The sequence below is a fragment of the Pseudomonas sp. PSB18 genome (assembly GCF_014596565.1).
Classification (GTDB): Bacteria; Pseudomonadota; Gammaproteobacteria; order Pseudomonadales; family Pseudomonadaceae; genus Aquipseudomonas.
Window position 1 is genome coordinate 138,930 of the sequence record NZ_NOIN01000005.1, and the last position, 26,416, is coordinate 165,345.

Below are 26,416 nucleotides of genomic sequence, written 5' to 3' on the forward strand. Positions count from 1 at the left end.
CCTTGGGTTCAAGCTGAAACGTTAGCCGCCGCGGCTTCTTGGGCCTTGGCGATTTCCTGGTTGCGCAAGATAAAGCGCTGTACTTTGCCGCTTGGGGTCTTCGGCAAGTCGCTGACAAATTCGATTTCACGGGGATAGGCATGGGCGGCCAGACGCTTGCGCACATGCTGACGCAGCTCCTCGGCCAGCTCTGGCGCGGCACGGTACTGCGCGCTGAGCACGACGAACGCTTTCACCAGCTCGGTACGCTCCGGGTCGGGCTTGCCGACCACTGCTGCTTCGACCACCGCCGGGTGTTCGATCAGGGCACTTTCCACGTCGAACGGGCCGACGCGGTAGCCGGAGGTGGTGATCACGTCGTCGCTGCGACCGACGAAACTGATGCTGCCGTCCGGGTTCAGTTCAACGGTATCGCCGCTCAGGTAATAATTGCCGACAAAGGATTTGGTCGGCCCGCCCTGGTAACCGGCGAACCAGCACATCGGCGACTGGCTGCGGTCCACGGCAAGAATGCCCGGCTGGCCGACGCCCAGTTCCTGGTGGTTTTCATCCAGTACCACGATCCGATGGCCCGGCGAGGCGAAACCGGCCGCCCCCAGGTGCACCGGATGTTCAAGCCCGTGGTGATTGCACAGCACCATGCCCAGTTCGGTCTGGCCGTAATGGTCATGGATCACCACGTCCAGGTTATCGGCGAACCAGCGGATCACTTCCGGGTTCAACGGCTCGCCGGCGCTGCTGACGATGCGCAGCCGGCCCTTGATCGACCGGGCGAACTGCTCGCCTCCGGCAATCAGCAGGCGATAAGCGGTGGGCGAACCCGTGAGGTTGGTGATGCCGTACTTGTTGATGACCCGGCAGGTGCTTTCCAGGGTGAAGGGACCATCGTAAAACGTGATGGGATGTCCCATCGCCAACGGGCCGGTCACGCCGAAGTAGACGCCGTAGGCCCAGCCCGGATCGGCAAGATTCCAGAACGCATCTTCGGGCCTCAGGTCCACGGCGTCACGGGTGTAGCTCTGGAAGGCGACGATGGCCTTGAGCGGTACGGACAATGCCTTGGCCGGCCCGGTGGTGCCGGAGGTGAACATCAGCAGGAACGGGTCTTCGCCAGTGAGCATGACCGGTTCGCATTGATTGGAGTGGTTCGCCACTTCAGCCCAGAAGCTGTAGTCGCCCCGAACGATCCCCCGGCCTTTTTCACCGCCGACGGTGACCACGGTGGGGCAACCCGTCACTTCGTCGAGCTTGGGCCGGTTGACCGCGTCAGTGACGACGACGCGTGCGCCAGAGCCGCCGAGGCGGTGCTCGATGGCCTTGGGCCCGAATGCGGTGAACAACGGCTGGTACACGGCGCCGATGCGCCAGGTGGCGAGCACCACAATCAGCAGCTCCGCGGTGCGCGGCAACAGGCCGGCGACCTTGTCGCCCTTGCCCACGCCCTGGGCCAGCAGGAAATTGGCGAAGCGTGCGGCGTTGTCCTGCAGGTCACGGTAGGTCCAGGTCGCATCGCTGCCGTCACGGCCCTCCCAGAACAACGCGATACGTCCCGGCAACGCGTGCCGGTCGCAACACTCGACACAGGCGTTCAGCGCCTCGAGCGAACCGTGCAGCGCGGCGTTGACGGTGTGCAGGTAATCGAACTGCGACGTGGCGGACGAGTAATCGCGCATGACTAGAATCCCTCTGTACTTTTTATTGGTTGGGGGAACCGTGAACAGGGGAATACTCGCGCCGAAGGGCCTGGGCGGCAATGGTCAAAGCTATCAAGTTGGCTGACTGGTTTGGCCATGGTTTGGGGGTGGGTTGCCGGTCATGGCCCTATCGCGAGCAGGCTCGCTCCCACAAGGGTTTCACGGTGAACACAAATCCCCTGTGGGAGCGAGCCTGCTCGCGATAGCAATCTCCCAGTCGCTACAAAGGCTGCTTCCACGCAAATGAATACACCTTCCCCGGCGCTGGAGGCTGGCACCGCTGGTTGTCCGCATCGGCCCCCACCAGGAACCACTCGGCCCTGGAGGTCTCGCCGACGCTGCGGGCCTTTTGCGGGTCGTAGCAGCGCGCCAGGTCCCGGGCAGGTACCAGCGCATAGGCCTGCGGGTGGCTACGAAGCCACAGCGCGGATTGCTCCAGGGATTGATCGCTGTAGAAACCGAAATGCACGATGGGTTGTCGGGCGAACAACCAGTGCCCTTCACGCCAGCCCACCAGCACCAGTTCGGCGTTGTTGCTCAGTCGCGCGACGTCAGCCATGAGGGTTTCGTGGGGGTTGATGCCCTCCTTATGGGGCTCGACGAAGCCGCGGACAAACCAGGCGCACAGCCACACCACGGTCAGGACAACGAATACCTTCCTGCCCCACGGGCGCCGGCCGAACCAGCGGCGCAACATCCACGGAACCAGCGGTGCCACCAGCAGAATCAGCCCAGGCAATGCCGGAAAAATATAAAGCTTGCGCTTGCCGCTGCTCAGGCTGAAGAACAGCAGCACCAGCAGCACCCACCCGAGCAGCACCAGCACCCGTCCATCGTGCTTGAGCAATTGCCTGCGCCAGGCCGGCACCAGCCAGGGCAGCATGAAGAAAATCGGCAACCAGTACTTCGGAATCACCTCGACGAAGAAGTACCAGAAGGGTTCGCGATGCTCCCACGCGTTGGCATAGCGACCCGCCGTTTGCTTGAACAGGATTTCCTGGGCATAGGCCAGGCTGTCGGCACTGCCCTGGGCCACGATCAACAACAGCGGGCCCAGCCATACCGCAATGGCCGCCAGCACCACCAGCAGTCCCAGCCACCAGGCAGCGGCTTTTCCGGGCATCGGCGTCACGCCTTTCCAGCCTTTACGCACCGCATAGGCATAAGGAATCAGCATCAACACCGGCAGAAAGCCGACCCCTTTGCTGATGATGCCAAACCCCATCGCCACACAGGCGATGTAATACCAGCGCCAATCCGGCCCGAGCAACAGATGCCGGCACAGGCCATAGAGCCCCAGGATGGTCCAGAGCGCGAGGAAACCATCGATCTGTCCGGTGCGCAGAATACTGTAGGTCTGGTAGGTCGCCAGGAACAGCAACGCCGCAATCACGCCGATGCGCCGCCCCCATAGGCGACGGCCCAGGTCATACAGGCAGGCCGTGGTCACGCTGCCGGCCAACAGCGCGGGCAAGTACAGGGCAACTTTTGGCAGGTGGGACAGTTGCACGAACAGCGCCACCGCCCACATGAACAGGGGCGGCTTGTCCGCGTAGATTTCCCCGGCCCGATGGGGAATGAACCACGAACCGTTCTGCAGCATCTCCAGGGCTACACCGAGGAAACGCTCTTCATCGACATTCAGCGGTTGCCGCCAGCCGAGCCCGGCACCCACCATGACCAGCGCCAATAGCGCTAGCCCCAAGCATTCCAAGCGTGGGGAAGATAATCGTATCCGCACCGTTTCAGCCCCTTTTGTCCAGCTCAAGGCCTTTGTGCTCGTGCTGCCTGGCGATCAACTGCAAGTTGCGCAGGTACACGATGAAGCCGAAGGACTGGCCGAGGATGAAGACCGGGTCTTCGCGATAAATGGCGTATGCCAGCAGCAATGCACTGCCGACAATGCTCAGGTACCAGAATCCGACCGGAATCATGCTGCGCTTCTTGTACTCACTGTAAAGCCACTGCAGGGCAAAGCGCCCGGTAAAGACCAACTGGCCCATGAATCCCACGGCCAACCACATCGATTCCCTGCCCATGTCAGGCCTCGCTTTCTTGCGCGTTGACGTCCAGGCGGGTGCGCTTGATCAACCACCACACCCCCAGCAGATCGACGATGCCCACCAGGGCCCGGTCCAGGTTTCCATAGTTGGACACCCCTGCCCCGCGTTCGCGGTGGTTGACCGGTTGAACCAGCATCCGGCCGTTATGACGGCGGATCAGGGCAGGAATGAACCGGTGCATGTGATCGAAGTACGGCAGGCGCAGAAACGCCTCGCGCTCGATCAATTTGATGCCGCAACCGGTATCCGGGGTCTGGTCTTTCAGCAGGCTGGCACGCAGCGTGTTGGCAAACCGCGAGGCCCAGCGCTTGCTCGCCGTGTCGCGACGGTTCACCCGATGCCCCGCCACCAGCTTGACGCCCGCGGGCTGGCCTTCCGAACCGCGCACCAGGTCGAGCATTTTCGGCAGATCGGCCGGATCGTTCTGGCCGTCGCCATCCAGGGTCGCCAACCAGTGCCCGCGAGCCACCACGGCAGCATGGTGAATGGAGGTGCTCTGCCCCAGGGAACGAGCATGGCTGAGCACCCGCAACTGAGGGTAGCCCTGGCCTTGCAGCATGCGCAGTTCAGCCGCGGTGGCATCGGTGCTGCCATCGTCCACCACAATGACTTCAAAGGCCTCGTTGACCAGCGCTGTACGCACCTCCTCCAACAACGGAACGAGATTGCCTGCTTCGTTCTTCGCGGGGATCAAGACGGATACATAAGGGGTTTCGTGCATGGCTTTCCTATAGAGATTCGAAATGCGCGGTTAAACGCGGTAATAGTCGCGGTACCAATCGACAAACGACCGCACGCCGTAGGACACCGGGGTCCGAGGGCGAAAATCCACCCGATCTTCCAGGTCACGGGTGTCCGCCCACGTGTTGAGCACATCCCCTGACTGCAACGGCAAGAAATTCTTGGTGGCGCGGATGCCCGTCACCTCTTCGATGCATTCGACAAAATGCAGGAGCTTGACCGGCGAACCGCGTCCGATGTTGTAGACCTTGTTCGGTGCGCCGCCTTCGTCGGTAGGCGGGCGCGGCAGCAACCGCACGAGGCCTTCGACGATGTCGTCGATGTAGGTGAAATCCCGAGACATCGCGCCATCGTTGTACACATCGATGGCGCGGCCGTTCAGGATGGCATCGGTGAACTTGAACAGCGCCATGTCGGGTCGGCCCCAAGGCCCATACACGGTAAAAAAGCGCAGGCCGGTCGTGGGAATGCCGTAGAGATGGGAGTAGGAATGCGCCATCAATTCATTGGCACGCTTGGTCGCGGCGTAGAACGACATGGGTCGATCGACCGGGTCGGTCGTGGCGTACGGCAGGTGATCGTTCAACCCATACACCGAGCTGCTCGATGCATAGATCAGATGCGCCGGCCCATGGGCACGGCAGGCTTCGAGGATGTTGAGGAAGCCCACCAGATTGCTTTGCGCGTAAGCGTCCGGATTGTCGATGGAATAACGCACGCCGGCCTGGGCAGCCAGGTGGATGACCTGCTCGAAACGCTGTTCGGCAAACAGCTCCTGCAACCCCTGCTTGTCGGCCACATCGAGCCAGCGGAACTGAAAGTTTGAGCAGGCATCCAGTTGCGCGAGCCGGGCCCGTTTCAACTCGACGCTGTAATAGCTATTGAGGTTATCGATGCCAATAACCTGGTGGCCATCGGCGCATAAGCGTTTGACGGTATGGAAGCCGATGAAGCCGGCGGCGCCGGTGACCAGAATTCTCATGCGTCAGGTTCCTGTCCAACCAGAAGACGGGAGAACGCCTTGAAACTGACATACCGGCTACTCAAAACGGTCACTTGCATACTTCACTCTGCTGGATGGCCCGACTTTTCGGCACTTGCAGAGCTTTTATCAAACTTAAATGACGATTTTGTGATCGAAACATGACTCGCTGAACGCACACATGACGACCGTAAAAAAGCAATCAGGTGCACGAGCCTATTGATAGGTCATAAAAAACATGTGCCCCGTAAAAAATTGTAAGACAGATAAAAAACTACCTGTAAGCATTTAGCCACTAGCCATGTAAGAAACAAGCTCCAACGTGAGAAACGCCTGATAAGTGAAGTTTTTTTTACCCAGCTTTTTTTCACACTTCTTTCAAAAAAAACCGCCTAACCTCAATGAATACGGGCCAACTCGGCATAAGTATCCATTTGCCCAACCTGCGCCGAAACACTTCCTGCGGTGCTTCTGTCATGAGGTAACTCTTTGATACAGCCTTGCTTTTAGCGTCTACGCTGTCTCTGGATCCAATCCTTCGTTTTTACGCTTATTTACTCTTCAGTTCCCTGAGGTACCCATGGGTCAATCGTTTCTTCCCTTCTCGCGCCCCAGTATTGGCGATGAAGAGATTGCTGCTGTAAATGAGGTACTGCGCTCCGGCTGGATCACCACGGGCCCGAAAAACCAGCTACTTGAAGAGCAGTTCACCGCGTATGTCGGCTGCCGGCACGCTGTTGCACTTTCTTCGGCCACCGGCGGTATGCACGTCGCGTTACTTGCATTGGGGATCGGCCCGGGCGATGAAGTCATTACGCCGTCCCAGACCTGGGTATCGACCGCCAACATGATCTGCCTGTTGGGCGCCACGCCGGTATTCGTCGACGTGGACCGCGACACACTCATGAGCGATCTGTCGGGTATCGAAGCAGCCATTACTTCTCGCACCCGGGCAATCATCCCGGTGCACTACGCCGGCGCCGCGTTCGATCTCGACCCGCTCTATACATTGGCGGACAAGCACGGCATCGCAATCATCGAAGACGCCGCGCACGCGGCTGGCACCCTTTACAAAGGGCGCCACGTCGGCGCCAAAGGCACGGCCATTTTCTCGTTCCATGCGATCAAGAACATGACCTGCGCCGAAGGCGCCATGTTCGTCACAGACGATGAAGCGCTTGCCGCCCGGGTGCGCATGCTCAAGTTCCACGGCCTCGGCGTCGACGCCTACGACCGCCTCACCCATGGTCGCAAGCCCCAGGCGCAGGTGATGGAGCCGGGTTTCAAATACAACCTGGCCGACATCAATGCCGCCATCGCCCTCGTGCAATTGGAGCGCCTGGACGACATCAACGCCAAGCGCACCGAATTGGCCAAGACGTACCTGCAACGGTTGGAGGGTTCAACAGTGCAGCCATTGGCGATTCCGGCCTATGCGCAACAGCACGCCTGGCACCTGTTCGTCCTGCGCATCGATGCCGAGCGCTGCGGCCTGGACCGCGAAGCGTTCATGAAAGCCCTGCAGGAACAGGGCATCGGCACAGGCATCCACTTCATCGGAACGCACCTGCACACCTACTACCGCCAGCGCTTCCCCGACGTCCAGCTACCCAATACCGAGTGGAATTCGGCGCGCCTGTGCTCGATTCCGCTGTTTCCCGACATGACCGGCGATGACGTGAATCGCGTCGTCGACACCATTGAAAACGTCCTGGACGCACACCTGTGAAACCTTACCCGATCAATTGCGTGTCGATTGTCATCCCGGTCTACAACGAGGAAGAGAGCCTGCCCGAGTTGCTTCGACGTACCGAAGCGGCGTGCCGGCAACTGCACCACAAGTACGAAATCGTACTGGTCGACGACGGCAGCCGGGACGAGTCGGCACAGATACTGGAAGAAGCCGCGACGCTACGGGGCAGCCCGATCGTCGCGGTGATCCTGAACCGCAATTATGGTCAGCACGCCGCGATCATGGCCGGTTTCGAACACTGCAAGGGCGACGTCATCATCACCCTCGACGCGGACCTGCAAAACCCGCCCGAAGAGATTCCGCGCCTGGTGGCCCAGGCCGAACTGGGCTATGACGTGGTCGCCACGGTACGCAACAACCGCCAGGACTCGGCCCTGCGGCGCTGGCCGTCGAAGCTGATCAACCTGGCGGTGCAACGTTCCACCGGCGTTGCCATGAGCGACTACGGCTGCATGCTGCGCGCCTATCGACGGTCCATCGTCGACGCCATGCTCGCGTGTCGCGAACGCAGCACCTTCATCCCGATCCTCGCCAACAGTTTTGCCCGGCACACCACGGAAATCCTGGTGAGCCACGCCGAGCGCGAGCACGGGGAATCCAAGTACAGCGCCATGCGCCTGGTCAACCTGATGTTCGACCTGATCACCTGCATGACCACCACGCCTCTGCGGCTGCTGAGCATCATTGGCTTCGCCATGGCCGGTCTGGGCGTGCTGTTCGCCATCGCCTTGATCGTCCTGCGGCTGGTCTTCGGCGCCGGCTGGGCCGGTGGCGGGACGTTCGTGCTGTTCGCCGTGCTGTTCGTCTTCACCGGCGGGCAATTCATCGGCATGGGCTTGCTGGGCGAATACCTGGGGCGGATGTACAGCGATGTGCGTGCGCGTCCCCGGTTCTTCGTCGAAAAGGTCCTGCGTGGACAACCCGCCACGCCGGCCCCCGTTATCACCGTTGACGGCCTCACCTCCACTTCTTCCGACCAGGTTCTCTCATGAGCAAAAAAGCCGTAGTTTTCGCCTATCACGATATCGGTTGTGTCGGCATCGAAACCCTGCTCAATTCCGGCTTCGATATTGTCGCGGTGTTTACCCACGCCGATGACCCAAAGGAGAACACCTTTTACGGCTCCGTCGCGCAATTGTGCGCGCGCAAGGGCATCCCGGTTCATGCTCCCGAAGACGTCAATCATCCGCTGTGGATCGAGCGCATCGGCAAGCTCGATCCTGATTACCTGTTCTCGTTCTACTACCGTCACTTGTTGAGCGAACCGCTGCTCGCCATTGCTCCTAAAGGCGCGTTCAACCTGCACGGGTCCCTGCTGCCACGCTACCGCGGGCGAGCGCCGGCCAACTGGGTGCTGGTCAACGGTGAAACCGAGACCGGCGTGACCCTGCACCGCATGGTCAAACGCGCGGATGCCGGTGCGATTCTGGCCCAGCAAAAGGTCGCCATCGAGCGCAGCGACACCGCGTTGAGTTTGCATGGCAAATTACGCCAGGCGGCCATCGACCTGCTGCGCGACACGCTGCCCAGCCTGCTTGCCGGTGAGGTCCGCGAAAGAGAGCAGGACGAATCCAGGGCCACGGTGTTCGGTCGGCGCACGGCGGCTGACGGCAAGCTGGTCTGGCAGCGCCCGGCCGAGGAACTGTTCAATCTGGTCCGGGCCGTGACCCAACCCTATCCCGGGGCGTTTTGCGCCGTTGGCGAACACAAGCTGATCGTCTGGAGCGCGGAGGTCGTCGAGGGCAATGAAGGCCAGGATCCGGGGCGCGTCATCAGCGTCGACCCGCTGCGTATTGCGTGTGGCGTGGATTCCCTGGTGATCACCTCGGGCCAACGCAACGAAAACGGCCTGTACCTGGGCGGGCCGCAACTGGCCAACGAATTGGGACTGGTTGACGGCTCGGTGCTGCGCGGCACGGAGTCTCGCCGAGGCCCACGGCGTACCCGGGTGTTGATCCTGGGCGTCAATGGCTTCATCGGCAATCACCTGTCGGAACGACTGCTGCGCGACGACAAATACGACGTCTATGGCCTCGACATCGGCTCCGATGCCATCGAACGCCTGCGCAGTCATCCGCATTTCCATTTTGTCGAAGGCGACATCAGCATCCATTCCGAATGGATCGAATACCACATCAAGAAATGCGACGTCATTCTGCCGCTGGTAGCCATCGCCACACCCATCGAGTACACCCGCAATCCGCTGCGGGTGTTCGAGCTGGATTTCGAAGAGAACCTGAAACTGGTTCGCTACTGCGTCAAGTACAACAAGCGCGTGATCTTCCCCTCGACGTCCGAAGTCTATGGCATGTGCCAGGACAACAACTTCGACGAAGACACCTCCAACCTCATTGTCGGCCCGATCAATAAGCAGCGCTGGATCTACTCGATTTCCAAGCAACTGCTCGACCGGGTGATCTGGGCCTACGGCCAGAAAGGCCTGAACTTCACCTTGTTCCGCCCCTTCAACTGGATGGGCCCGCGCCTGGATCGATTGGATTCGGCACGCATCGGCAGTTCCCGGGCGATCACGCAACTAATCCTCAATCTGGTGGAAGGTACGCCGATCCGCCTGTTCGACGGCGGTGAACAGAAGCGTTGCTTCACCGACATCGCCGACGGTGTCGAAGCACTGGCGCGGATCATCGACAACGAGAATGACGCCTGCAACGGGCAGATCATCAATATCGGCAACCCGGACAACGAAGCCAGCATTCGCCAATTGGGCGAGGAGCTGCTGCGACAGTTCGAGGCGCACCCGTTGCGCGACAACTTTCCGCCCTTCGCCGGGTTCCGTGATGTCGAAAGCAAGGCCTTCTATGGCACCGGTTACCAGGACGTCTCACACCGCAAACCGAGCATCGCCAATGCCAAGCGCCTGCTGGACTGGACGCCCACCGTGCAGATGAGTGAAACCATTGGCAACACGCTGGATTTCTTCCTGCGCGAAGCCATGCTCGAACTCGCGGACAAGCGTTGATGCGGGCGGGTCTTCGAATCGATGTCGACACTTACCGGGGCACACGCGAGGGCGTGCCCCAGTTACTGGACATTCTCCAGGAAGCCCAGGTCAAGGCGACGTTTTTCTTCAGCGTCGGGCCGGACAACATGGGACGTCATCTATGGCGCCTGCTACGGCCGCAGTTCCTTTGGAAAATGCTGCGCTCCAACGCCGTGGGGCTGTACGGCTGGGACATCCTCCTGGCCGGCACCGCCTGGCCCGGCAAGCCTATCGGCCGCGATCTCGGGCACCTGATGCGTCAGGCCCGGGCGGCGGGCCATGAGGTCGGTTTGCACGCCTGGGATCATCATGGCTGGCAGGCCAATGCCGGGCGTTGGGAACAAGCGCGGCTGATCGAGCAGATTCGCCAAGGTGTCGACAGCCTCAGCGACATCCTCGGCGAGCCCGTTACCTGTTCGGCAGCAGCCGGTTGGCGCGCGGATGAGCGTGTGATCGAGGCCAAGCAGGCGTTCGGCTTTCGCTACAACAGCGATTGCCGGGGGCAGAGCCTGTTCCGGCCCACGCTAGCCGATGGAGGTCTGGGCACGCCGCAGATCCCCGTAGACCTGCCGACCTTCGACGAAGTGGTTGGCCCAAGCGTCATGGCCAAGGATTACAACGCCTTCATTCTTGAGCGCTTTGCCGCCGAAAAACTCAACGTCTACACGATCCATGCCGAAGTGGAAGGGATATTGATGGCCAACAGTTTCCGTCAATTGCTGGCGGACGCACGCCAGCAAAGCATCCGCTTTCAGCCCTTGGGCGATCTGTTGCCCACAGTCGTTGACGGCTTGCCAGCAGGACGTGTGAAGCGCGGCACGCTCGAAGGTCGTGAAGGCTGGTTGGGGGTGCAAGGCGCATGAGCAAGCCTTGGGCACTACCGCTGCTGCTGGCGACCTTCCTGCTGGCTTACCTGCTGCCGCTGGGCAGCCATGGATTGTGGATTCCCGACGAAACCCGCTATGCCCAGATCAGCCAGGGCATGCTGCTGAGCGGCGACTGGGTGTCACCCCATTTCATGAGCCTGCGCTACTTCGAAAAACCGGCGGCCGGCTATTGGATGATCGCCCTCGGCCAGGCACTGTTCGGTGAGAATCTGTTCGGTGTGCGCATCGCCTCGGCCATCAGCCTCGGGCTCAGCGTGATGCTGTGTTACCTGCTTGCCCGGCGGCTCTGGAACGATCCTCGCAAGAGTTTCGTCTGCGCGCTGTTGTACATGAGCCTGACCGTAGTCGCCGGCGCTGCGGGCTACGCCAACCTCGATCCGCAATTCACCTTCTGGGTCAACCTGAGCCTGGCCGCCTTATGGTTTGCCCTGGACAGCGGTGCCCGCAACCAACGGCTGATCGGCTGGGCGATGCTGGGGCTGGCATGTGGCATGGGTTTCTTGACCAAGGGTTTTCTCGCCTGGTTGTTGCCGGTGCTGATCGCCCTGCCCTGGATGGCCTGGCAACGACGCTGGCGTGAATTGCTGGTCTTCGGCCCCCTGGCGATTGCCGTGGCCATCGTCGTCAGCCTGCCCTGGGCCCTGGCGGTGCATGCCGAGGAACCGGATTACTGGCGGTTCTTCTTCTGGCACGAACATATCCGGCGCTTTGCCGGGGACGATGCCCAGCATGACGCGCCCTGGTGGTTCTACCTGCCGCTGCTGGTGGCGTTCAGTCTGCCATGGGTAGCGCTGTTGCCCCCTGCGCTGCGGCAAGCGTGGCAGACACGACGCCAGGCGGGTATCGGGTTCCTGTTGTTGTGGCTGTTGATGCCGCTGCTGTTTTTCAGTCTCAGTAAAGGCAAGTTGCCGAGCTATATCCTGCCGTGCCTGCTGCCGCTGGCGCTGCTCCTGGGCCATGCCCTGGCGGACCGCCTGGAGCACAAGCAGGGCCGCGCCCTTGCCATCAACGGCTGGCTCAACCTGACGCTGGGCCTGCTGGTGCTGCTTGCCCTGGTCTATCTGCAAGTGAAAAAACCGCTATACGACCATGAGCCGCACAATCTGGTGCTGGTTTCCGTCGGCCTGATCGGCTGGATCATGAGCAACCTGTTGCAAGCCCTCAGGCCTTTGCGCTGCTGGGCAACCCCAGCCTTTGGCAGCCTGTTGTTGATCGGCGTGCTCCCAACCGCGATGCCCGCGTCCGTGGTCACCAACAAGATGCCTGACCAGTTCATCCTCGAACACCTCGACGAACTAAGTCATACCGACAAGTTGCTGGCCAACGATCTTGGCGCGGCATCCGCCCTCGCCTGGCGCCTGAAGCGTCCGGAGGTGGCGTTGTACAACACCGTCGGCGAATTGAAGTATGGCCTTGCCTACCCTGACGGCCTACGGCAACGGGTCGACCCGCCACAGGTCGAACAATGGATGCGCGACGCCCGTCGCAGTGGCCCGGTCGGTGTGGTCATGCGGGTCAAGGGTGAAGAAGAACTTCAGGAAATCGAACGGTTGCCCAAGGATGGAAAACGTTATGAACGAGGCAATCTGGTCATCCTGATTTTCCCCCGGGACGCGTCATGAGCCTGTTGCTGTTATTGGCTGCCTGCATGCTGACGTGCCTGGGGCAGATCGCCCAGAAGTACGCCGTCGAGGGTTGGCGTGGCCGCTCATCGGGCTGGGGCGAGAAACTGCGCTCACCCTGGCTATGGCTGGCGTTTGCGGCGCTGGGGGCCGGCCTGCTGGTGTGGTTGCTGGTGTTGCAGCGCCTCGAAGTGGGCATCGCCTATCCGATGCTGAGCCTGAATTTCGTGCTGATCACCCTTGTCGCCCGGTTTGTATTCCACGAACCCGTCGACCGTCGCCATTGGCTGGGCGTCACCCTGGTGATCGTCGGGGTGATGTTGCTGGGACAGCACGCATGAATCTTCGTCGCGGTGTCGTCTTTGCGCTGGGCAGCGTGTTGCTGGTGAGCAGCGCGCAATTGGCTTTGCGCTGGAGCATGAGTCGTCTTCCGCTACCCGGGCAGTGGCTCACTGGCGGCGTCGATCCAACGGCGCTGGCCGTGGTGCCGGGCGCCATTTTTGCCTATGCCTTGTCGATGTTCTGTTGGCTGGTTGCGCTGCGGGATCTGCCGTTGGGCCGTGCCTATTCGCTGCTGAGCATCAGCTATGCGCTGGTGTATCTGCTCGCCGCCGCGCTGCCGATCTTCAATGAAGGTTTCAGCCTCTCGAAAAGCCTCGGAGTGACCTTGGTCATCCTCGGCGTCCTCACCATCAACTCCCGACCTGTTCAAGTATCCGAACCCAGGAATGTAGTATGAAAATCAGCGTATTCGGTAGCGGCTATGTCGGTCTGGTCCAGGCAGCCGTGCTGGCAGAGGTTGGTCACGATGTGGTCTGCATGGACATCGATTGCGAAAAGGTCTCCGCCCTCAATCAGGGACACGTCAACATCTTCGAACCTGGCCTGGCTGCGTTGGTAAAGGACAACCTGGACAACGGAAGGCTGCGTTTTACCTGCGAGGAAAAACCCGCCGTGGAGCATGGCAAGGTCCTGTTCATTGCCGTAGGCACGCCTTCGCACCCCGACGGTTCGGCGGACCTGAGCAGTGTCTTCGCGGTGGGTGAAGCCATCGCCCGGCACCGTAGCGAGCCCGTCATCGTCGTTGAAAAGTCCACGGTCCCCGTGGGCACGGGGGATGCCCTGCGTGATCGCATGAACGAGGCCCTGCGACACCACAGCCGAATCCTGGATTTCGATATCGTCTCCAACCCGGAGTTTCTCAAGGAAGGCTCGGCCGTCGCCGATTGTAGGCGTCCCGACCGGATCGTCATCGGGTGCGAGCGGGATGATGTCCGCGACGTGATGCGCGAACTCTATGGGCCGTTCAATCGCAACCATGAACGCATCATGTTCATGGACCTGCGCAGCGCCGAACTGACCAAATACGCGGCCAACTGCATGCTTGCCACCAAGATCAGCTTCATCAACCAGATCGCCGAGCTGGCCGAGCATCTGGGCGCCGACGTCGAATCGGTGCGCCTGGGCATCGGTGCCGATTCGCGCATCGGTTATGACTTCATTTATCCCGGCTGCGGCTATGGCGGCTCCTGCTTTCCCAAGGACATGCGCGCATTGATCCACAGCGCCCAGCAGGTCCAGTGCTCCAATGACCTGTTGCAGGCTGTGGAAGCGATCAACCAGCGACAGAAGCAAAAACTGTTCGAGCGAATCAATGCGTTCTACGAGGGCGACCTGCAAGGCCGGACGTTCGCGGTGTGGGGCCTGGCTTTCAAGCCCAACACGGATGACATGCGGGACGCGCCCAGCCGGGTACTCATGGAAGCGCTATGGGAAGCGGGCGCTCATGTGCGGGCATTTGACCCGGAGGCCATGCGCCAGACCCAATCGTTGTACCAGGATCATCTCAATCTCAGCCTAATGGGCACCCCGGAAGCGACCCTCGGCGGTGCCGATGCGCTGATCATCTGCACCGAGTGGCAACAGTTCAAGGCGCCGGATTTCGACCTGATCCAAAAACGGCTCAAGGCCCCGGTGATCTTCGATGGCCGCAACCTGTACGACGCAGAGCGCCTGGCGCAACGGGGGTTCCAGTACTTTCCGATAGGCCGTGGCGACTCGTGCAAGTTGCCGATCTCGCATCACACAAAGTGGGAGACCCGCATCGCCCGCTGAAAACTGAATCAGCGGGGATCGTTGAGAATCAGGCTGCGATAATGCCCCGGATTGGACCCGGACCACTTGCGGAACGCCTTGTAGAACGAGCTGGCATCGGCGAAACCCAGGCGCGAAGCGATGTCGACGAAACTGATGGAGGGTTCGGCGAGCCAGGTGATCGCCAGCTCCTTGCGCACGCTGTCCTTGAGCCCCTGGTAGGTCTGCCCTTCTTCCGCCAGGCGCCGGCGCAGGGTCGACGCCGACACACACAACTGCTGGGCCAGGGCTTCGGTTTCCGGCCATTGCTCGGCCGGCAATTGGCGCAGGTCGTGCCGGATCCGGCTGGCAAGGCTCTGCGGGTCGCGGTACTTGACCAGGATGTTGGCCGGTGCCCTGGCCAGGAAACGCTTGAGTTCCTCGGCACTGCGGCGGATGGGCAGGTCCAGGTACTCGGCGGCGAAGATCATCCGGGTACGGGGGCGGTCGAAGCGCAGGTTCTGGGAAAACATCACCCGGTAGTCGTCGCAGAAGTCCGGCGCCGGGCAGCGCAGCTCGACGGACAGAATGGGAATGCGTCGCCCTGCCAGCCAGCAGGCCACGCCATGGACGATCATCCAATAGGTGAAGTAGGTAAAGGCCCGGCGTGGCTCCTGATCGTCTTCCAGCAGGACGATTTCCGCCAGGCTCTGCTGACGCACCCACTGGGCCGGCAACTGTTCAAGCATCAGCGACAGGAACCCCAGCCCCGCCGTCAGGCCGGCCGCCAGTGTCGGCTGCGCCATGGCGCACCGGCACAGGAACGCCAGGCTGCCGGACTTGAGCTTGCGCGGGTCCATGCCGAAGAACTCATCGTCAAGGCGCCTTGCGAGCAAGCGCCAGAGCCGTGCATAGGCGGCGGCCGGCACCCGCGCCTGAGAGTTGTCGAGCCATACGGGGTCGATGCCGACCTTGCTCAGCACTTCATCGGTTGCCGGGCCTGGGGCGCAGCTTTGCAGCAACGCCTCACGCACCAGCTGGATGGAGATGGTGTCTTTTTCGGCCATGGCGCCGGTATTCACAGGATCCGGTAAAGCAGCCGCTCGATCCGCACCCGGCTGACCCGTTTCAGGAACTTGGCCACCGCCGCCGGGTAGTCCGGCAGCGCTTCCAGGTCCAGGTAGCGTTCGATTCTGCGGGTGTGCCGGTAGATCTGCTCGAGCTCGGCCTGACGCGGTTCCAGCAACTCGCCCTTGGGGTCGTCCAGCAACAAGGCGTTTTCCAGGTCCAGGCGAAAGGCCCGCGGATTCAGGTTGTTGCCGGTCAGCAGCGTGTAGCGCTCGTCGACCCACATGCCCTTGAGGTGATAGCTGTTGTCGCCGTCACGCCACAGGTGCAGGTTCAACTGACCGCTGTCGATGTAGCGCTGATGCCGCTTGGCGAAGCGACGCAGGCTGATTTCATACAGGTAAGGCAGCGCCGCGATGATCTTGAACGGCTCGCTGGGCGGGATGAAGAAGTCGTTGGCGGTCTTGTCGCCGACGATGATGTCGATCTTGACCCCACGGGCCAGGGCGCGGTTGAGCTCCCGGGTCACCGCCAGGGGCAGGTTGAAGTACGGCGTGCAAATGGTCAGTTGCTGGCGGCTGCTGGCGATCAGTTCGCCTATCGCCCGGCTCAGCGGGTTGTTCTTGCCGACGCCCAGCAACGGGCTCACCGACAGGCCACTCTTGTCGAGGCTACCGGCCGTGGTGTCATAGGCGGCGTACTTGAGCCGACTGCGCAGGTCACCGATGTCCTTGCGCAAACTGCGGGTGCTGGGCAGGTTCGGCAGGTCCAGGCGATGCACGGCCTTGGAGGTGATCAGGCCGTGCTGCACCAGGTGGTGCATCGAATCGGCCAGCGCCGTGTTCTGCAGCAGGTGATAGCGGTCGTAGCGGTACTTGTCGAACTTGTGCAGGTAGACGTTGTTCAGGCTCGCACCGCTGTAGAGCACGCAGTCGTCGATCACGAAACCTTTCAGGTGCAGCACGCCGAACAGTTCGCGGGTCTGCACCGGCACGCCGTAGATCGGCACTTCGCTGGCATGGATGCGCGTCTGCTCCTGGTACCACGCCGAGTTGCCCGGCTGCTTCTTCGCGCCGATCAGCCCGCGTTGGGCCCGCAACCAGTCCACCACCACGACCACGTCCAGTTCCGGACGCGCCGCTTTGGCGGCATGCAAGGCATCGAGGATTTCCTGGCCGGCTTCGTCCTGTTGCAGATACAGGGCGACGATGTAGATGCGCTGGGTGGCCTGGGCGATCTTCTCCAGCAGGCAACGGCGGAATTCGGCTGCGCCATCGAGGATGGTCACGGCATCGGCGGTCAGTGCAAAGCTGCGCAGCTTGGGCAGCAGGGAGCGTTTGAAAAGCGACGGCATAGGGCTCGCAAAAGGTCGATTCCGAAGAGCCGCTGAGCTTACACCATGGCGGATGGGTTTGGGACTCTGTGGGAGTACCGCTTGCTGGAGATTGCGATACCGGGGGCGCCTTCGCCAGCAAGCCGTACGCCGGAAAGTGCAGCGACAGAAAAAACATTTGACCAAGAAGAACGATCGTTCTACTGTTGCCGACATGAACGAAATCATCAGCAACGACACACGAGACATCATCCTCGATGTCGCCGAAAAACTGATCTATAAAAGTGGTATTGCCGCCACTGGGATGGATCTTCTGGTGAAAACCGCCGGCGTCTCCAGGAAAAGTGTCTACCGCTATTTCGCCAACAAGGACGAGCTGATCCTGGCCGCCCTTGCGCGACGGGACGAGCGCTGGATGCACTGGTTCAGCACCGAGGTCGACAAGGCCCCTACCCCGGCTGCACGGCTGTACAACCTGTTCACCGTGCTCAAGGGCTGGTTTGACAGCGACGGCTTCAGAGGCTGTGCGTTCATCAATACCAGTGGTGAAACCGGAGACCCGCAGGATCCGGTTCGCCAATTGGCGAAGTTGCATAAACAGAAGTTGCTCGATTACGTCACCCGGTTATGTACTGAACAAGGCGTCGAAAATCCCGAGGCCCTGGCCCGACAGTTACTTATTCTGATTGACGGTGCCATTACTGTCGCATTGGTTATGGGCGATCACAGTGCCGCCGATCACGCCCAGGACATGTTGAACGTGTTGTTGGTTGAAAAGAAGTAAACAACCTGCCTCGTCGACGGTCATGAAAATTGATTCATCACTCGCTGGAGAATTGCCATGTCGTCCCCTGCAGAAGTCCGTCCGCCGTTGCCGCCTTTCACCCGTGAATCGGCCATCGAGAAAGTTCGCCTGGCCGAGGACGGCTGGAACTCTCGTGACCCACAGCGCGTGTCCCTGGCCTACACCCTGGACACCCAATGGCGCAACCGCGCCGAATTCGTCCATAACCGCGAAGAAGCCAAGGCCTTCCTGACCCGAAAATGGGCCAAGGAACTGGATTACCGGCTGATCAAGGAACTCTGGGCGTTCACCGACAACCGCATCGCCGTGCGCTATGCCTACGAATGGCACGACGATTCGGGCAACTGGTTCCGTTCCTATGGGAATGAGAACTGGGAGTTCGATGAACAAGGCCTGATGCGCAACCGCTACGCCTGCATCAACGACCTGCCGATCAAGGAAAGCGAACGCAAATACCACTGGCCCCTGGGGCGTCGGCCGGACGATCATCCTGGGTTGTCCGAACTGGGGTTGTAGACACAACGCCTGCCAACCCTGGCCCACTGTGGGAGCGAGCCTGCTCGCGATAGCGGTGGGTCTGTTTGCTCAAGTGTTGAATGGGCCGCCGTCATCGCGAGCAGGCTCGCTCCCACAAGGATCCTGCGGTGAGGCTCGAATCCTGCTGGCACACCTTGGCCCACATGTGTTTCAGTCCTGCCCACCCTCGGTCCGATTGAGCAGGAACTCCAGTAGCGTCCCCGCGCAGGCTTCGATGCTGCCTTCCAGGATCAGCTCATACCCATGGGTGTTTTCCGTGGGTATGGCGATACAACCTCCCATGGCCGACACGCCGCTGCCCATGACGGCGCTGGCATCACTGGCAAAATCCACAAGCAATGCAAATTGCGGCGCCAGGCCGCAGCGTTCGCCGGCACGGTACAACTGGTCGACAATCCTCCGGCTGTAGCAGCCTTTTTCGTCCCCCGTGTTGATGATCGGGTTGACGCTCAGCCGGGTTCCGTATTCCTGAACCACCGGCCCGACCTCAACCGCAACGGTCACTTCGCCCGGCAGATGGGCGGCGGCGTACAGCGCTCCGGCATTGGATTCTTCTTCCTGGGTGGTGAAGACGAAATACACCTCACCGACCAGTTCCGCCCGGCGCTCGGCCAACAGCGCGGCGGCCTGCAAGGTCGCGACCATCGGCGCGCGGTCGTCAAGAAAATGCGCGGCAATCGCATCGCCCACCCGAAACGGCCGACGCCAATGCTGGCTCAACACCACCCGCGTGCCAGGACGCACACCGTGCCTGTGCAGTTGTTCCCGGGAAGAACGGGTGATCACATGGACGTCTTCCCAATGCACATTCCCGGACAGGACATCCGCCCCCTGATGGGTTTCGGCCGTGCTGTGCATGGAGCCGAACGACAGCACACCAGGGATGAAATCCCGATCGCCCAGGATGTCCACGGGGCACACGCCGAAATTGATCGGGTTAGCGCCGCCCAAGGCCACCACCCGCAACGTGCCATCGGGCTCGACGCGTTTGACCAGCATGGCGATTTCGTCCAGGTGAGCCATGACCCTGACCGGAGTTTCGGTGCCGCTTCCGCCGGCCGCGCCCTTGATCAGCCCGATGACGTTGCCGGCCGGGTCGACCCAGGTCTTGTCGCAATGGGGCTCCAGCTCCCGCAGGCAGACTTGCCGGACTTCGTCTTCCTGCCCGCCCGGTCCGCGGGCCATCAGCAACTCTTCCAGCAACGGTAATGTAGACAGGTTCGCTTGCATCGATCGGACTCTCCTTATGCTTGCCACGAGGACCATCGCGATACGATGACGGAGCGGACCGCAACGTCCTGTCTGTCTTGAGGGTGCTCGCCCTGGAAAATTTGATCGGATCGGCGGATAAACAGACGAGCGGGCCATACCGGTGACAGACCGGCGGCCCTATGACAGGGTTGACCGCACTGTCGCCAGGCATCACATTGCCTGGGCCGCCGTTGGACCCGAGGGCGGCTTTCTTTGTCGTAGCGCAGACTTGTGGAGCCCATGACCGCGTCGATTCCGATCCGTCCCCCCTGCCCGCCTGGCGTCTGCGATTGCGGCCGCGAGGCCTTGCTGGAAACGGCGGGCAGCGACTTGCGCATCCTTTGCCTGAATCGCCAGGAAGAAAAGCGCCTGCTCGAACGGCTGGAAAACATCCAGGACCTGGCCGAACTCGAACGGTTGCAGCAGCGGCTTTACGAAAACCTGGGCATCCGCCTGACCATCGAGCCGGGCTACAACGAAGTCCGCACCATGCGCGGTATCGCCATCGAATTCCAGGAACAACCCGGCCTCTGCCGCAAGATCCGCCAATCGATCCCGGCCGCCATTCGCCGCGGGCTGGAAAAACGCCCGGAAATCGCCTGGCGCCTGCTGGATGCCCACGACTTGTTCCGCGACGCCTGACGCTCAGCCTCAGAGCCGGATCCGTTGCAGGAACTCGGCTCTTTTCTGCCGATCCGCCTGCTCTTTCGCCAGCAGCTTGGGCAGCAGATCGATAGCCTGTTGCGCCCCGAGGATGAACACACCGTCGTCATCGCCGATGGCAAGGTCGCCCGGATGCACGGTGACGCCCGACACCCGGATCGGCTGATTGATTTCGCCGCCGAGCCCTAGACTGCGGGTTGTGAAAGCGCTGACGCTACGACTGAACACCGGCAGGCGATGGGCCCGCAAGGCAGCCACATCGGTCACTGCGCCGCACACCACGACACCGGCCAGGCCTTTGATCAGCCCGGCCAGGGTGCGCAGCTCTCCCCAGCAGGCACAGTCGGGATCTCCCACGCATTCCACCACCAACACATCCCCCGGCTCGCTCAGCAACAAGGCTTCGCGCAAGACACTGCCGTCAGGCGTGAACAGCCTGACCGTGACCACCTTGCCAAGCATGCGCAGGTTATCGAACAGCGGGCGAATGCCCCGCAGGTAACCGCTGTCGGTGAAATGCCCCAAGGTGGACGAAGCGATACTCCGGTACTGTGCCAATAGCGAGTCAGTGACCTGCGCTGGCGCGATTGAATCATTCATGTCTTGTCCTTCTTCGCAGCAACGGGCAGGCCGAACAGTATTCGACCGGGTTGCTCGCCTGATAATAGAAACAGCACGTGCGCCGCAACCGTCGACAGCCGCCATCGGCCAGGGGCATGGGGGCTCGGCGAAAATGCTGCAACGGGTTGTAATCCAGGCCGAATAGCTCAGGATCGGCCTGGTTCAGCAGCCAGTCGAAGTCGGCGTCGACGCGCTGGCGCGTGGACGGGTCTCGCAGGCTGTCCATGCGTTTTTCATACAGCGAATAGACCCGCACCGCCGTGTTTTCCCAGAGGATGCGTCGGGAGATGCCGCTGACCTGGGTGAACCGATCCCACAATGGCTTGAGCAGCCCGGCGAAAAGGCTGCCGACCACCGCTTCACGCCATACCTCCCGCTCGCCGACGGAATAGGTCCACGGCTCCAGGTCCAGCAATGGCATCGACGAGGTCCAGCGTCCCTCGTCGTGACCATACTCGATGACGCTGTTGTCCAAGGACATCCGCAGCCCTTTGTCACAGGCCGATAACGCATACAGACAGGTGTTGGTGGCGAGGAACGACAGTCGCTTGCTCAACAGCGAGGCAGTGATTGCCCGGGACGGCGAGCCGAGGATGGGCGTCAGCTCGTCCAACAGCCGCAGGCACACACCGCCATTCAACAGCTCATGGGCCGCCAGGGAACGCGACGAATCCCGTTCCCCTGCCGGTTTCAGCCGCAAGGGGCCGCTGAGCACGGCCCACTCGCCGGCCGTAAACCGGCAGGCACCGTCGGCGAACGCCGGTTCGATCCCGAGCACGCGAGTGGCCGCCATGCCCTCAAGCCTCCAGCGACAGCCGGCGGAACGGGTTGACCACCTCGCCCTTGCCGAACGGCATGCTGCCCGGCCCACCGGCCCGCTCGATCATCGGCGTGAGCAACAGTTTCTGCGGCCAGTTCGGCGCGTCGAACAGTTGCGCCTTGAGCATCGCCCGGGCCTCGGCATCGAAGTCGATGGTCTCGATCAGTTCGTCCAGCACGTCCCGCAGGGCCTGCCACAAGCCATTCACCGGCATCGAGTAGACCTGCGCCAGGGTGTCCATGATCGCCCGCATGTTGACCTGGATGCCCAGGGTCTGCAGCCAGAACAACAGGTCTTCGGGACGCTCGTGGTACAGCGTGTTGGCGTGGCCTTTCTTGATGCGGTACACCGGGTCCGCCATCCCGTTGCGCTCCAGCCAGGGCACGAAGATCCGCAGCGAATCGTGGTCGCGCAGCAGCAGGCCTTCGGCATGGCCGTCCTTCCACACCAGCACCGCGTTCTGACCGTGGACCTCCCCCAACATGCCGAGGCGGAACATGCGCAGGTTGATGTCGAAGAAACTGCGAGCCAGCTCGCGGAACAGGGTCATGACCGACTCGGCGTCCGCCGGCAGGTTGCGATACTGCATCCAGTCATCGAAGAAGTGACGGTTGCTATCCGGCAGCGGCGTACCCAGGGCGGCCATGGGCAACAGGCGGGTGTCGGCGTCATTGAGCAACGCGCTCGGGTAACCCCGAACCATGGCCGACAGGTGCCGTGGTGCCTCGTCGAACAGCGTGGCCTCGGGTGGCATGAACGCCCACCACTTGCCCTCGTCGCACAGGTGCAGCGACTGGTGCAGGGACGCATCCTTATCCAATACCTCGTGGAGCAAGGCTTCGCTCAGTCCGCCGTTGATCATCTTCACCGCCGGCAAATAGCGCGACGCGCCCAGGGAATGGATGGCCATCGGCAGCTTGAGGTAGTCGGCGCTATCGAAGCACGGCGTCATGGAGCGCAGCGACGAGGTGGCGAAGAAGTCACCCTCGTTGAAGCTCAAGCGCCGGCAGTCGCCCTTGGCGAATACCTCACCCAACTGTTTGTCGAGCACGTGTTCCCACTGCCAGGGGTGAACCGGCAGCGCGATGTGGCTGTCGGCCAGGCCCCGTGCCTGCATTTCCCCGGCGAGTCGGGCCTGCAGAGGTTCAGGCAACAGATAACGTGCCGGATAGCACTGCGCTAGATCCCCCACGCCTCCACCGCATTGCAGCAGCGTGCGGTCCACCGCCACCCAGTTCAAGGCCACCGGGCGGGCGAATTCGGCCTGGTAACGCAGGTATTCCTCGTCGTCGAGCCCTTGCTTGGCCTTGGCCAATGGGTGATAGGGACGATCACGCAGCGAGGCCCACTGTTCCATGGTGCGGAAAAACGTCGCCGGATCCTGGGTCATCAACTCACGGTCATCCACTGCATGGGACAGGGACAACGCCGTCTGTTTCACGCTGGTGCGCAGCACATCGAGAAACAGCGCCAGCCCTTTATCGTTGTCCTTGAAGCGCTCGGCCATCGAACCGAACACACGCTTCATGAAGTCTTCCGGCGAGAGCACGGTCCATTGTTCCTCCTGGCGCGCCAGCACCGGTGTGCCCGGCACTTTTTCCCACTGCTGGGTGATGCCCGCGCGCAGGGCAATGCTGATGAAGCGCTGTTCGGTCGGGTCGTAGCACCAATCCCAGATGCGCTGTTGCGGGGTCAGCCCGGCGAGCGCCGGTGCTTTTGGGTGGGCCTGTTGCCAGTCGCCGGTGCGTACCAGGGGCAACGGCTCGCTGCCGAAGAAATGTTCGGCCAGCAGGCAATCCACCAGATCCTGCATGACGATATCGGCGGCGTGGGCCAGGGCTTGTGAGGTCAGGCGAGTCATCTTGATTCATGTCCTTGTGAAGAAAGTGTGGCCAAGCGGCCCTGGAGAGCGCGGAACGCGATGCCGCGCTCGTCGCCCAGTACAAAGGTGTTAACCCCTCGGGCACGCCAGCGGGCGTGGTCGTCGGGTTGGCGGGGAATGGCGCAATAGGGAACCCCGGCTTCGCGGGCCGCCTGCCAAGTGTCCAGCAAGGTTTGTTGCACCGCCGGCGTGTCGATCTGCCAGGGCGTGCCGAGGGACTGGGACAGGTCCGCCGCGCCTTCGAGGATCATGTCCAGGCCGGGCACCGCCGCAATGTCCGCCGCACGCCGTGCGCCTTCGGCGCTTTCGATCATCGCCACCACCATGATTTGCTCGTTGGCCAGCCCCACGTATTCGGCCAGGCTGTGTTTGCCAAACGAACCGGGGCGCCCGGCATTCAGGCTGCGCCGCCCCAACGGGTGGTACTTGCACGCGGCAATCGCCTCGGCCAGTTGCGCCGGGCTTTCAATCATCGGCAACACGACGCCCTGGGCGCCGCCATCGAGCAGACGTAGCAGGGTTTTCGGATTCAGGTCCGCCACCCGCACCAAGGGTGTGATGGCGTAGGCTTCGGCCATGCGGATCATGTGCTCCACGGTTTCCGGGTTGATCAGCACATGCTCCATGTCGATGATCACGAAGTCGTAGCCCGCCTCGGCGATCAACTCGATCGCCATCGCCGACGGAATCGAGCTGATCAGGCCGTAGGCAGCCTGGCCGGCACCGAGCTTGAGTTTCAGTTGATTGGTTCTCAGCATGGCTGCGGCCTGAAGGCGTGCAGCGGATTGGGCACCGACTTGAAGCGCCGCTCGCCGTCGCCCAACAGACGACGCTTGGTCAGCTCTTCCACTTCATAGGAAGGCGCGAACACGTCGAACAGCCCGAAGCGCTCGCGGTGTTGCGGGTGCGCAGCCTGGTAAGCCGTGATGACGTCGGCGGTCATCTGCCAGAAGCGGGTTTCATCCAACTGATAATGCTGGCGCAGGAAAATCGCCATTTCCGCCAGGCAGATGAAGAAGAAACAGTCGCAGGAGAAGTCCCGCACCGCGTTCACGTCATCGGTGAGGATGAACGAGTTGCGGTTCAGCTTTGCATGGCTGGCGGGCAATGGCACCAGGGTCGGGCACAGCTGCGGCCGCGCCAGGTGCGCCGGGGAGTAACGCACCCCATCGTGGAAGTCCTTGAGGGCGATGCGTTGCGGCCAACCGTCCCGGGTGATCAGCACTATGTTCTGGCCATGGGACTCCATGCCGATGCCTTCGGCATAGAGTATGTGAATGATCGGCGGCACCGTGACGTCCAGCAGCCGCTGGGTCCAGGCCTGCAAACCGTACTGGGCGATCCAGGCATCGATGAATGGCAGCTGCTCGCCCTGGCCGTAGCGGTTTTCCACATGGCTCAGGCCATTGAACGGCACCGCTTGCTCATCGGGCTTGAGGTAGGCATGGAGGCTTTCACGCCAGATCGCGCCGAGGGTGCCGTAGGCTAGAGGGGCGCGGGTGGCCGGTAGGTGGTCGTAGCTGAAACTGACCCCGGCCACCTCACCGAGGATGACGAAATCCAGGGCGCGGGCGGTGCTGTCGGTGGCGATCAACTGTTGCAGCCAGTCGGTGATGATCGGCCCGTTCATCACCGTATGCCGTGCCAGAATCCGCGTACTGGAGGTGTTGGTCATGCTCATCGCCAGCTTGACATAAGGGCGCTCGGGCGCGCTGGCGTTGGCCAGGGTGCGGATCGATTGCTGGGCCTTGTACTGATCCTGCGAGGTACCCAGGTAGATCAGTTCGCCGCTGAGCAGTTCGGGGTAGAACGTCGGGACGATGGTGTTTTCCCACTGCCACGGATGCACGGGAATCACCCAGTAAGCGTCCGGCGACTGACCGCGGCCTTCGAGAATCGTCGCCAGCTGTTGCAGGCGCGTCTCCCCTGCTTCCTGACGGATGAACGCGTTGAAATCCATCTTGCTGGAATGGTTCATCGCCCCGCAGGACTTGGCCACGGCCAGCCAGACGATGGCGATGGGGTTGGCGAACTCCGGCCCGTAGCGGGTGTTGTCGTGCAGGGAGAAACCGATCCGCGATTTGTAGCACGGGTGGTAGCTGTGGGCGTCCATGAAGTGCTGTTCCAGCGCATCCACATCCAGCCGATGGGGCGCACGCGGTGCACGGTAGCCTTGGCTGCGGGATTGCAGATCCTTGAGCTGGGTCTGCTCCAGCTCCTGGATAAAGCGCGGCAGGTGGGCGCTGCCCTCGAATTCGCTGAGCAGTTCGGCCAGCGCCTGGTGCAGGTCAGGTGCCTGGGAGTGGCCCTCGGCATCGACGCGCTCAAGGCTGGCGTGATCCAGGCGGATCAGCTCGAAACTGCTGCTGCGCAGGCCGTTGCAGTGGTATTGCACCGGTTGTAGCGCGGCATCGGTGCCTTGCACGGTGAAACGATAGCGGCCGTTCGCCAGCGCCTGACACTGGTACGCCAGCACGTCTTCGTACAGCAGGGTTTGCAGCAGTTGACCGACCACCCGCTGTTGGACTTTTACCCGGACATCGGCATCGGTGCCCGCCAGCCAGGCGCCTGGGGCGCTGGACTGCGGGGCTTGTTCAAAAATCGTCATGGGAATTCCTTA

Annotated in this window: 24 protein-coding genes; 11 read left to right on the forward strand and 13 right to left on the reverse strand. The window is 61.8% G+C overall.

Annotated features, from left to right (window positions below; translation table 11 throughout):
* Positions 1-8: 8 nt before the first annotated feature.
* The 5 genes from CGA22_RS14175 to CGA22_RS14195 form a co-directional block, all read right to left on the reverse strand.
* Positions 9-1,673, reverse strand: a complete 1,665-nt coding sequence (locus tag CGA22_RS14175; protein ID WP_041023102.1) for an AMP-binding protein — start codon at positions 1,671-1,673, stop codon at positions 9-11.
* Positions 1,674-1,914: 241 nt separating this feature from the next.
* Positions 1,915-3,372, reverse strand: a complete 1,458-nt coding sequence (locus CGA22_RS14180) for an ArnT family glycosyltransferase (RefSeq protein ID WP_052435167.1) — start codon at positions 3,370-3,372, stop codon at positions 1,915-1,917.
* A gap of 67 nt (positions 3,373-3,439) precedes the next feature.
* Positions 3,440-3,733, reverse strand: coding sequence for a lipid-A-disaccharide synthase N-terminal domain-containing protein (locus tag CGA22_RS14185; protein WP_041023770.1), 294 nt, complete (start codon positions 3,731-3,733; stop codon positions 3,440-3,442).
* Position 3,734: 1 nt separating this feature from the next.
* Complete coding sequence (locus tag CGA22_RS14190; RefSeq protein WP_041023771.1) at positions 3,735-4,478, reverse strand: glycosyltransferase family 2 protein; 744 nt, start codon at positions 4,476-4,478, stop codon at positions 3,735-3,737.
* Between the two features lie 30 nt (positions 4,479-4,508).
* A complete protein-coding gene (locus CGA22_RS14195) occupies positions 4,509-5,480 on the reverse strand; it encodes an NAD-dependent epimerase (RefSeq protein WP_041023772.1) in 972 nt (323 codons plus the stop codon).
* A 580-nt stretch (positions 5,481-6,060) separates the two neighbouring features.
* Between CGA22_RS14195 and arnB the strand changes: the two genes are divergently transcribed.
* Genes arnB through CGA22_RS14235 form a run of 8 tightly spaced genes read left to right on the forward strand, consistent with a single transcriptional unit; the run spans position 6,061 to position 14,858 of the window.
* Positions 6,061-7,209, forward strand: coding sequence for a UDP-4-amino-4-deoxy-L-arabinose aminotransferase (gene arnB, locus CGA22_RS14200; protein ID WP_041023773.1), 1,149 nt, complete (start codon positions 6,061-6,063; stop codon positions 7,207-7,209).
* The gene (gene arnC / locus CGA22_RS14205; RefSeq protein WP_041023774.1) at positions 7,206-8,225 is read left to right on the forward strand and encodes an undecaprenyl-phosphate 4-deoxy-4-formamido-L-arabinose transferase; all 1,020 of its coding nucleotides are present in this window, start codon (positions 7,206-7,208) and stop codon (positions 8,223-8,225) included. Before arnB ends, arnC begins: the two co-directional genes overlap by 4 nt.
* Entirely contained in the window at positions 8,222-10,213 is a 1,992-nt protein-coding gene (gene arnA, locus CGA22_RS14210) for a bifunctional UDP-4-amino-4-deoxy-L-arabinose formyltransferase/UDP-glucuronic acid oxidase ArnA (RefSeq protein ID WP_041023775.1), read from the forward strand. Before arnC ends, arnA begins: the two co-directional genes overlap by 4 nt.
* On the forward strand, positions 10,213-11,097 hold the full coding sequence (arnD, locus tag CGA22_RS14215) for a 4-deoxy-4-formamido-L-arabinose-phosphoundecaprenol deformylase (protein WP_041023776.1): 885 nt from the start codon (positions 10,213-10,215) through the stop codon (positions 11,095-11,097). Before arnA ends, arnD begins: the two co-directional genes overlap by 1 nt.
* Positions 11,094-12,743, forward strand: a complete 1,650-nt coding sequence (gene arnT / locus CGA22_RS14220; RefSeq protein ID WP_041023777.1) for a lipid IV(A) 4-amino-4-deoxy-L-arabinosyltransferase — start codon at positions 11,094-11,096, stop codon at positions 12,741-12,743. The genes arnD and arnT overlap by 4 nt, the downstream gene beginning before the upstream one ends.
* Positions 12,740-13,084 (forward strand): 4-amino-4-deoxy-L-arabinose-phosphoundecaprenol flippase subunit ArnE, encoded by a 345-nt coding sequence (gene arnE / locus CGA22_RS14225; RefSeq protein WP_041023778.1) that lies wholly within the window; start codon positions 12,740-12,742, stop codon positions 13,082-13,084. Before arnT ends, arnE begins: the two co-directional genes overlap by 4 nt.
* Positions 13,081-13,482, forward strand: a complete 402-nt coding sequence (gene arnF / locus CGA22_RS14230; RefSeq protein WP_041023779.1) for a 4-amino-4-deoxy-L-arabinose-phosphoundecaprenol flippase subunit ArnF — start codon at positions 13,081-13,083, stop codon at positions 13,480-13,482. The genes arnE and arnF overlap by 4 nt, the downstream gene beginning before the upstream one ends.
* Positions 13,479-14,858 (forward strand): UDP-glucose dehydrogenase family protein, encoded by a 1,380-nt coding sequence (locus CGA22_RS14235; protein ID WP_041023780.1) that lies wholly within the window; start codon positions 13,479-13,481, stop codon positions 14,856-14,858. Before arnF ends, CGA22_RS14235 begins: the two co-directional genes overlap by 4 nt.
* An 8-nt stretch (positions 14,859-14,866) precedes the next feature.
* Here the strand turns inward: CGA22_RS14235 and CGA22_RS14240 are convergent, their stop codons facing one another.
* Both CGA22_RS14240 and pssA read right to left on the reverse strand, forming a co-directional pair.
* Entirely contained in the window at positions 14,867-15,883 is a 1,017-nt protein-coding gene (locus CGA22_RS14240; RefSeq protein ID WP_041023785.1) for an AraC family transcriptional regulator, read from the reverse strand.
* An 11-nt stretch (positions 15,884-15,894) separates the two neighbouring features.
* On the reverse strand, positions 15,895-17,238 hold the full coding sequence (gene pssA, locus CGA22_RS14245) for a CDP-diacylglycerol--serine O-phosphatidyltransferase (protein ID WP_041023781.1): 1,344 nt from the start codon (positions 17,236-17,238) through the stop codon (positions 15,895-15,897).
* Positions 17,239-17,431: 193 nt separating this feature from the next.
* On the opposite strand from pssA, the gene CGA22_RS14250 reads away from it, so the two are divergent.
* Together CGA22_RS14250 and CGA22_RS14255 are read left to right on the forward strand one after the other, a co-directional pair.
* Positions 17,432-18,001 carry a TetR/AcrR family transcriptional regulator gene (locus CGA22_RS14250; RefSeq protein WP_041023782.1) on the forward strand — a complete coding sequence of 190 codons (570 nt, stop codon included), beginning with the start codon at positions 17,432-17,434 and terminating at the stop codon, positions 17,999-18,001.
* Positions 18,002-18,058: 57 nt separating this feature from the next.
* Positions 18,059-18,538: a DUF1348 family protein gene (locus CGA22_RS14255; protein WP_041023783.1), complete on the forward strand. Its 480-nt coding sequence runs from the start codon at positions 18,059-18,061 to the stop codon at positions 18,536-18,538.
* A 171-nt stretch (positions 18,539-18,709) separates the two neighbouring features.
* Here the strand turns inward: CGA22_RS14255 and CGA22_RS14260 are convergent, their stop codons facing one another.
* The gene (locus CGA22_RS14260; protein WP_041023784.1) at positions 18,710-19,789 is read right to left on the reverse strand and encodes a peptidase M42; all 1,080 of its coding nucleotides are present in this window, start codon (positions 19,787-19,789) and stop codon (positions 18,710-18,712) included.
* 261 nt (positions 19,790-20,050) lie between these two features.
* On the opposite strand from CGA22_RS14260, the gene CGA22_RS14265 reads away from it, so the two are divergent.
* A complete protein-coding gene (locus CGA22_RS14265; protein ID WP_177329274.1) occupies positions 20,051-20,452 on the forward strand; it encodes a hypothetical protein in 402 nt (133 codons plus the stop codon).
* 9 nt (positions 20,453-20,461) lie between these two features.
* Here CGA22_RS14265 and CGA22_RS14270 read toward each other — a convergent pair whose 3' ends face one another.
* Genes CGA22_RS14270 through CGA22_RS14290 form a run of 5 tightly spaced genes read right to left on the reverse strand, consistent with a single transcriptional unit; the run spans position 20,462 to position 26,404 of the window.
* Positions 20,462-21,073: an RraA family protein gene (locus CGA22_RS14270; RefSeq protein ID WP_188258626.1), complete on the reverse strand. Its 612-nt coding sequence runs from the start codon at positions 21,071-21,073 to the stop codon at positions 20,462-20,464.
* On the reverse strand, positions 21,066-21,887 hold the full coding sequence (locus tag CGA22_RS14275) for an IucA/IucC family C-terminal-domain containing protein (protein WP_052435080.1): 822 nt from the start codon (positions 21,885-21,887) through the stop codon (positions 21,066-21,068). Before CGA22_RS14275 ends, CGA22_RS14270 begins: the two co-directional genes overlap by 8 nt.
* Positions 21,888-21,891: 4 nt before the next feature.
* Positions 21,892-23,775, reverse strand: coding sequence for an IucA/IucC family protein (locus CGA22_RS14280; RefSeq protein WP_041020891.1), 1,884 nt, complete (start codon positions 23,773-23,775; stop codon positions 21,892-21,894).
* Complete coding sequence (locus CGA22_RS14285; RefSeq protein ID WP_041020892.1) at positions 23,772-24,554, reverse strand: HpcH/HpaI aldolase family protein; 783 nt, start codon at positions 24,552-24,554, stop codon at positions 23,772-23,774. Before CGA22_RS14285 ends, CGA22_RS14280 begins: the two co-directional genes overlap by 4 nt.
* Positions 24,548-26,404, reverse strand: a complete 1,857-nt coding sequence (locus CGA22_RS14290; RefSeq protein ID WP_041020893.1) for an IucA/IucC family protein — start codon at positions 26,402-26,404, stop codon at positions 24,548-24,550. Before CGA22_RS14290 ends, CGA22_RS14285 begins: the two co-directional genes overlap by 7 nt.
* Positions 26,405-26,416 lie beyond the last annotated feature (12 nt).

Bases quoted from the DNA above. Each gene is read 5' to 3' on its own strand.
- arnE (WP_041023778.1), top strand. From the start codon at position 12,740: ATGAGCCTGTTGCTGTTATTGGCTGCCTGCATGCTGACGTGCCTGGGG.
- CGA22_RS14175 (WP_041023102.1), bottom strand. From the start codon at position 1,673: ATGCGCGATTACTCGTCCGCCACGTCGCAGTTCGATTACCTGCACACC.
- CGA22_RS14265 (WP_177329274.1), top strand. From the start codon at position 20,051: ATGACCGCGTCGATTCCGATCCGTCCCCCCTGCCCGCCTGGCGTCTGC.
- CGA22_RS14285 (WP_041020892.1), bottom strand. From the start codon at position 24,554: ATGCTGAGAACCAATCAACTGAAACTCAAGCTCGGTGCCGGCCAGGCT.
- CGA22_RS14195 (WP_041023772.1), bottom strand. From the start codon at position 5,480: ATGAGAATTCTGGTCACCGGCGCCGCCGGCTTCATCGGCTTCCATACC.
- CGA22_RS14235 (WP_041023780.1), top strand. From the start codon at position 13,479: ATGAAAATCAGCGTATTCGGTAGCGGCTATGTCGGTCTGGTCCAGGCA.
- CGA22_RS14190 (WP_041023771.1), bottom strand. From the start codon at position 4,478: ATGCACGAAACCCCTTATGTATCCGTCTTGATCCCCGCGAAGAACGAA.
- arnA (WP_041023775.1), top strand. From the start codon at position 8,222: ATGAGCAAAAAAGCCGTAGTTTTCGCCTATCACGATATCGGTTGTGTC.
- pssA (WP_041023781.1), bottom strand. From the start codon at position 17,238: ATGCCGTCGCTTTTCAAACGCTCCCTGCTGCCCAAGCTGCGCAGCTTT.
- CGA22_RS14290 (WP_041020893.1), bottom strand. From the start codon at position 26,404: ATGACGATTTTTGAACAAGCCCCGCAGTCCAGCGCCCCAGGCGCCTGG.
- arnD (WP_041023776.1), top strand. From the start codon at position 10,213: ATGCGGGCGGGTCTTCGAATCGATGTCGACACTTACCGGGGCACACGC.
- arnT (WP_041023777.1), top strand. From the start codon at position 11,094: ATGAGCAAGCCTTGGGCACTACCGCTGCTGCTGGCGACCTTCCTGCTG.
- CGA22_RS14250 (WP_041023782.1), top strand. From the start codon at position 17,432: ATGAACGAAATCATCAGCAACGACACACGAGACATCATCCTCGATGTC.
- CGA22_RS14180 (WP_052435167.1), bottom strand. From the start codon at position 3,372: ATGGTGGGTGCCGGGCTCGGCTGGCGGCAACCGCTGAATGTCGATGAA.
- CGA22_RS14275 (WP_052435080.1), bottom strand. From the start codon at position 21,887: ATGGCGGCCACTCGCGTGCTCGGGATCGAACCGGCGTTCGCCGACGGT.
- CGA22_RS14280 (WP_041020891.1), bottom strand. From the start codon at position 23,775: ATGACTCGCCTGACCTCACAAGCCCTGGCCCACGCCGCCGATATCGTC.
- arnB (WP_041023773.1), top strand. From the start codon at position 6,061: ATGGGTCAATCGTTTCTTCCCTTCTCGCGCCCCAGTATTGGCGATGAA.
- CGA22_RS14270 (WP_188258626.1), bottom strand. From the start codon at position 21,073: ATGAATGATTCAATCGCGCCAGCGCAGGTCACTGACTCGCTATTGGCA.
- CGA22_RS14185 (WP_041023770.1), bottom strand. From the start codon at position 3,733: ATGGGCAGGGAATCGATGTGGTTGGCCGTGGGATTCATGGGCCAGTTG.
- arnF (WP_041023779.1), top strand. From the start codon at position 13,081: ATGAATCTTCGTCGCGGTGTCGTCTTTGCGCTGGGCAGCGTGTTGCTG.
- CGA22_RS14240 (WP_041023785.1), bottom strand. From the start codon at position 15,883: ATGGCCGAAAAAGACACCATCTCCATCCAGCTGGTGCGTGAGGCGTTG.
- CGA22_RS14255 (WP_041023783.1), top strand. From the start codon at position 18,059: ATGTCGTCCCCTGCAGAAGTCCGTCCGCCGTTGCCGCCTTTCACCCGT.
- CGA22_RS14260 (WP_041023784.1), bottom strand. From the start codon at position 19,789: ATGCAAGCGAACCTGTCTACATTACCGTTGCTGGAAGAGTTGCTGATG.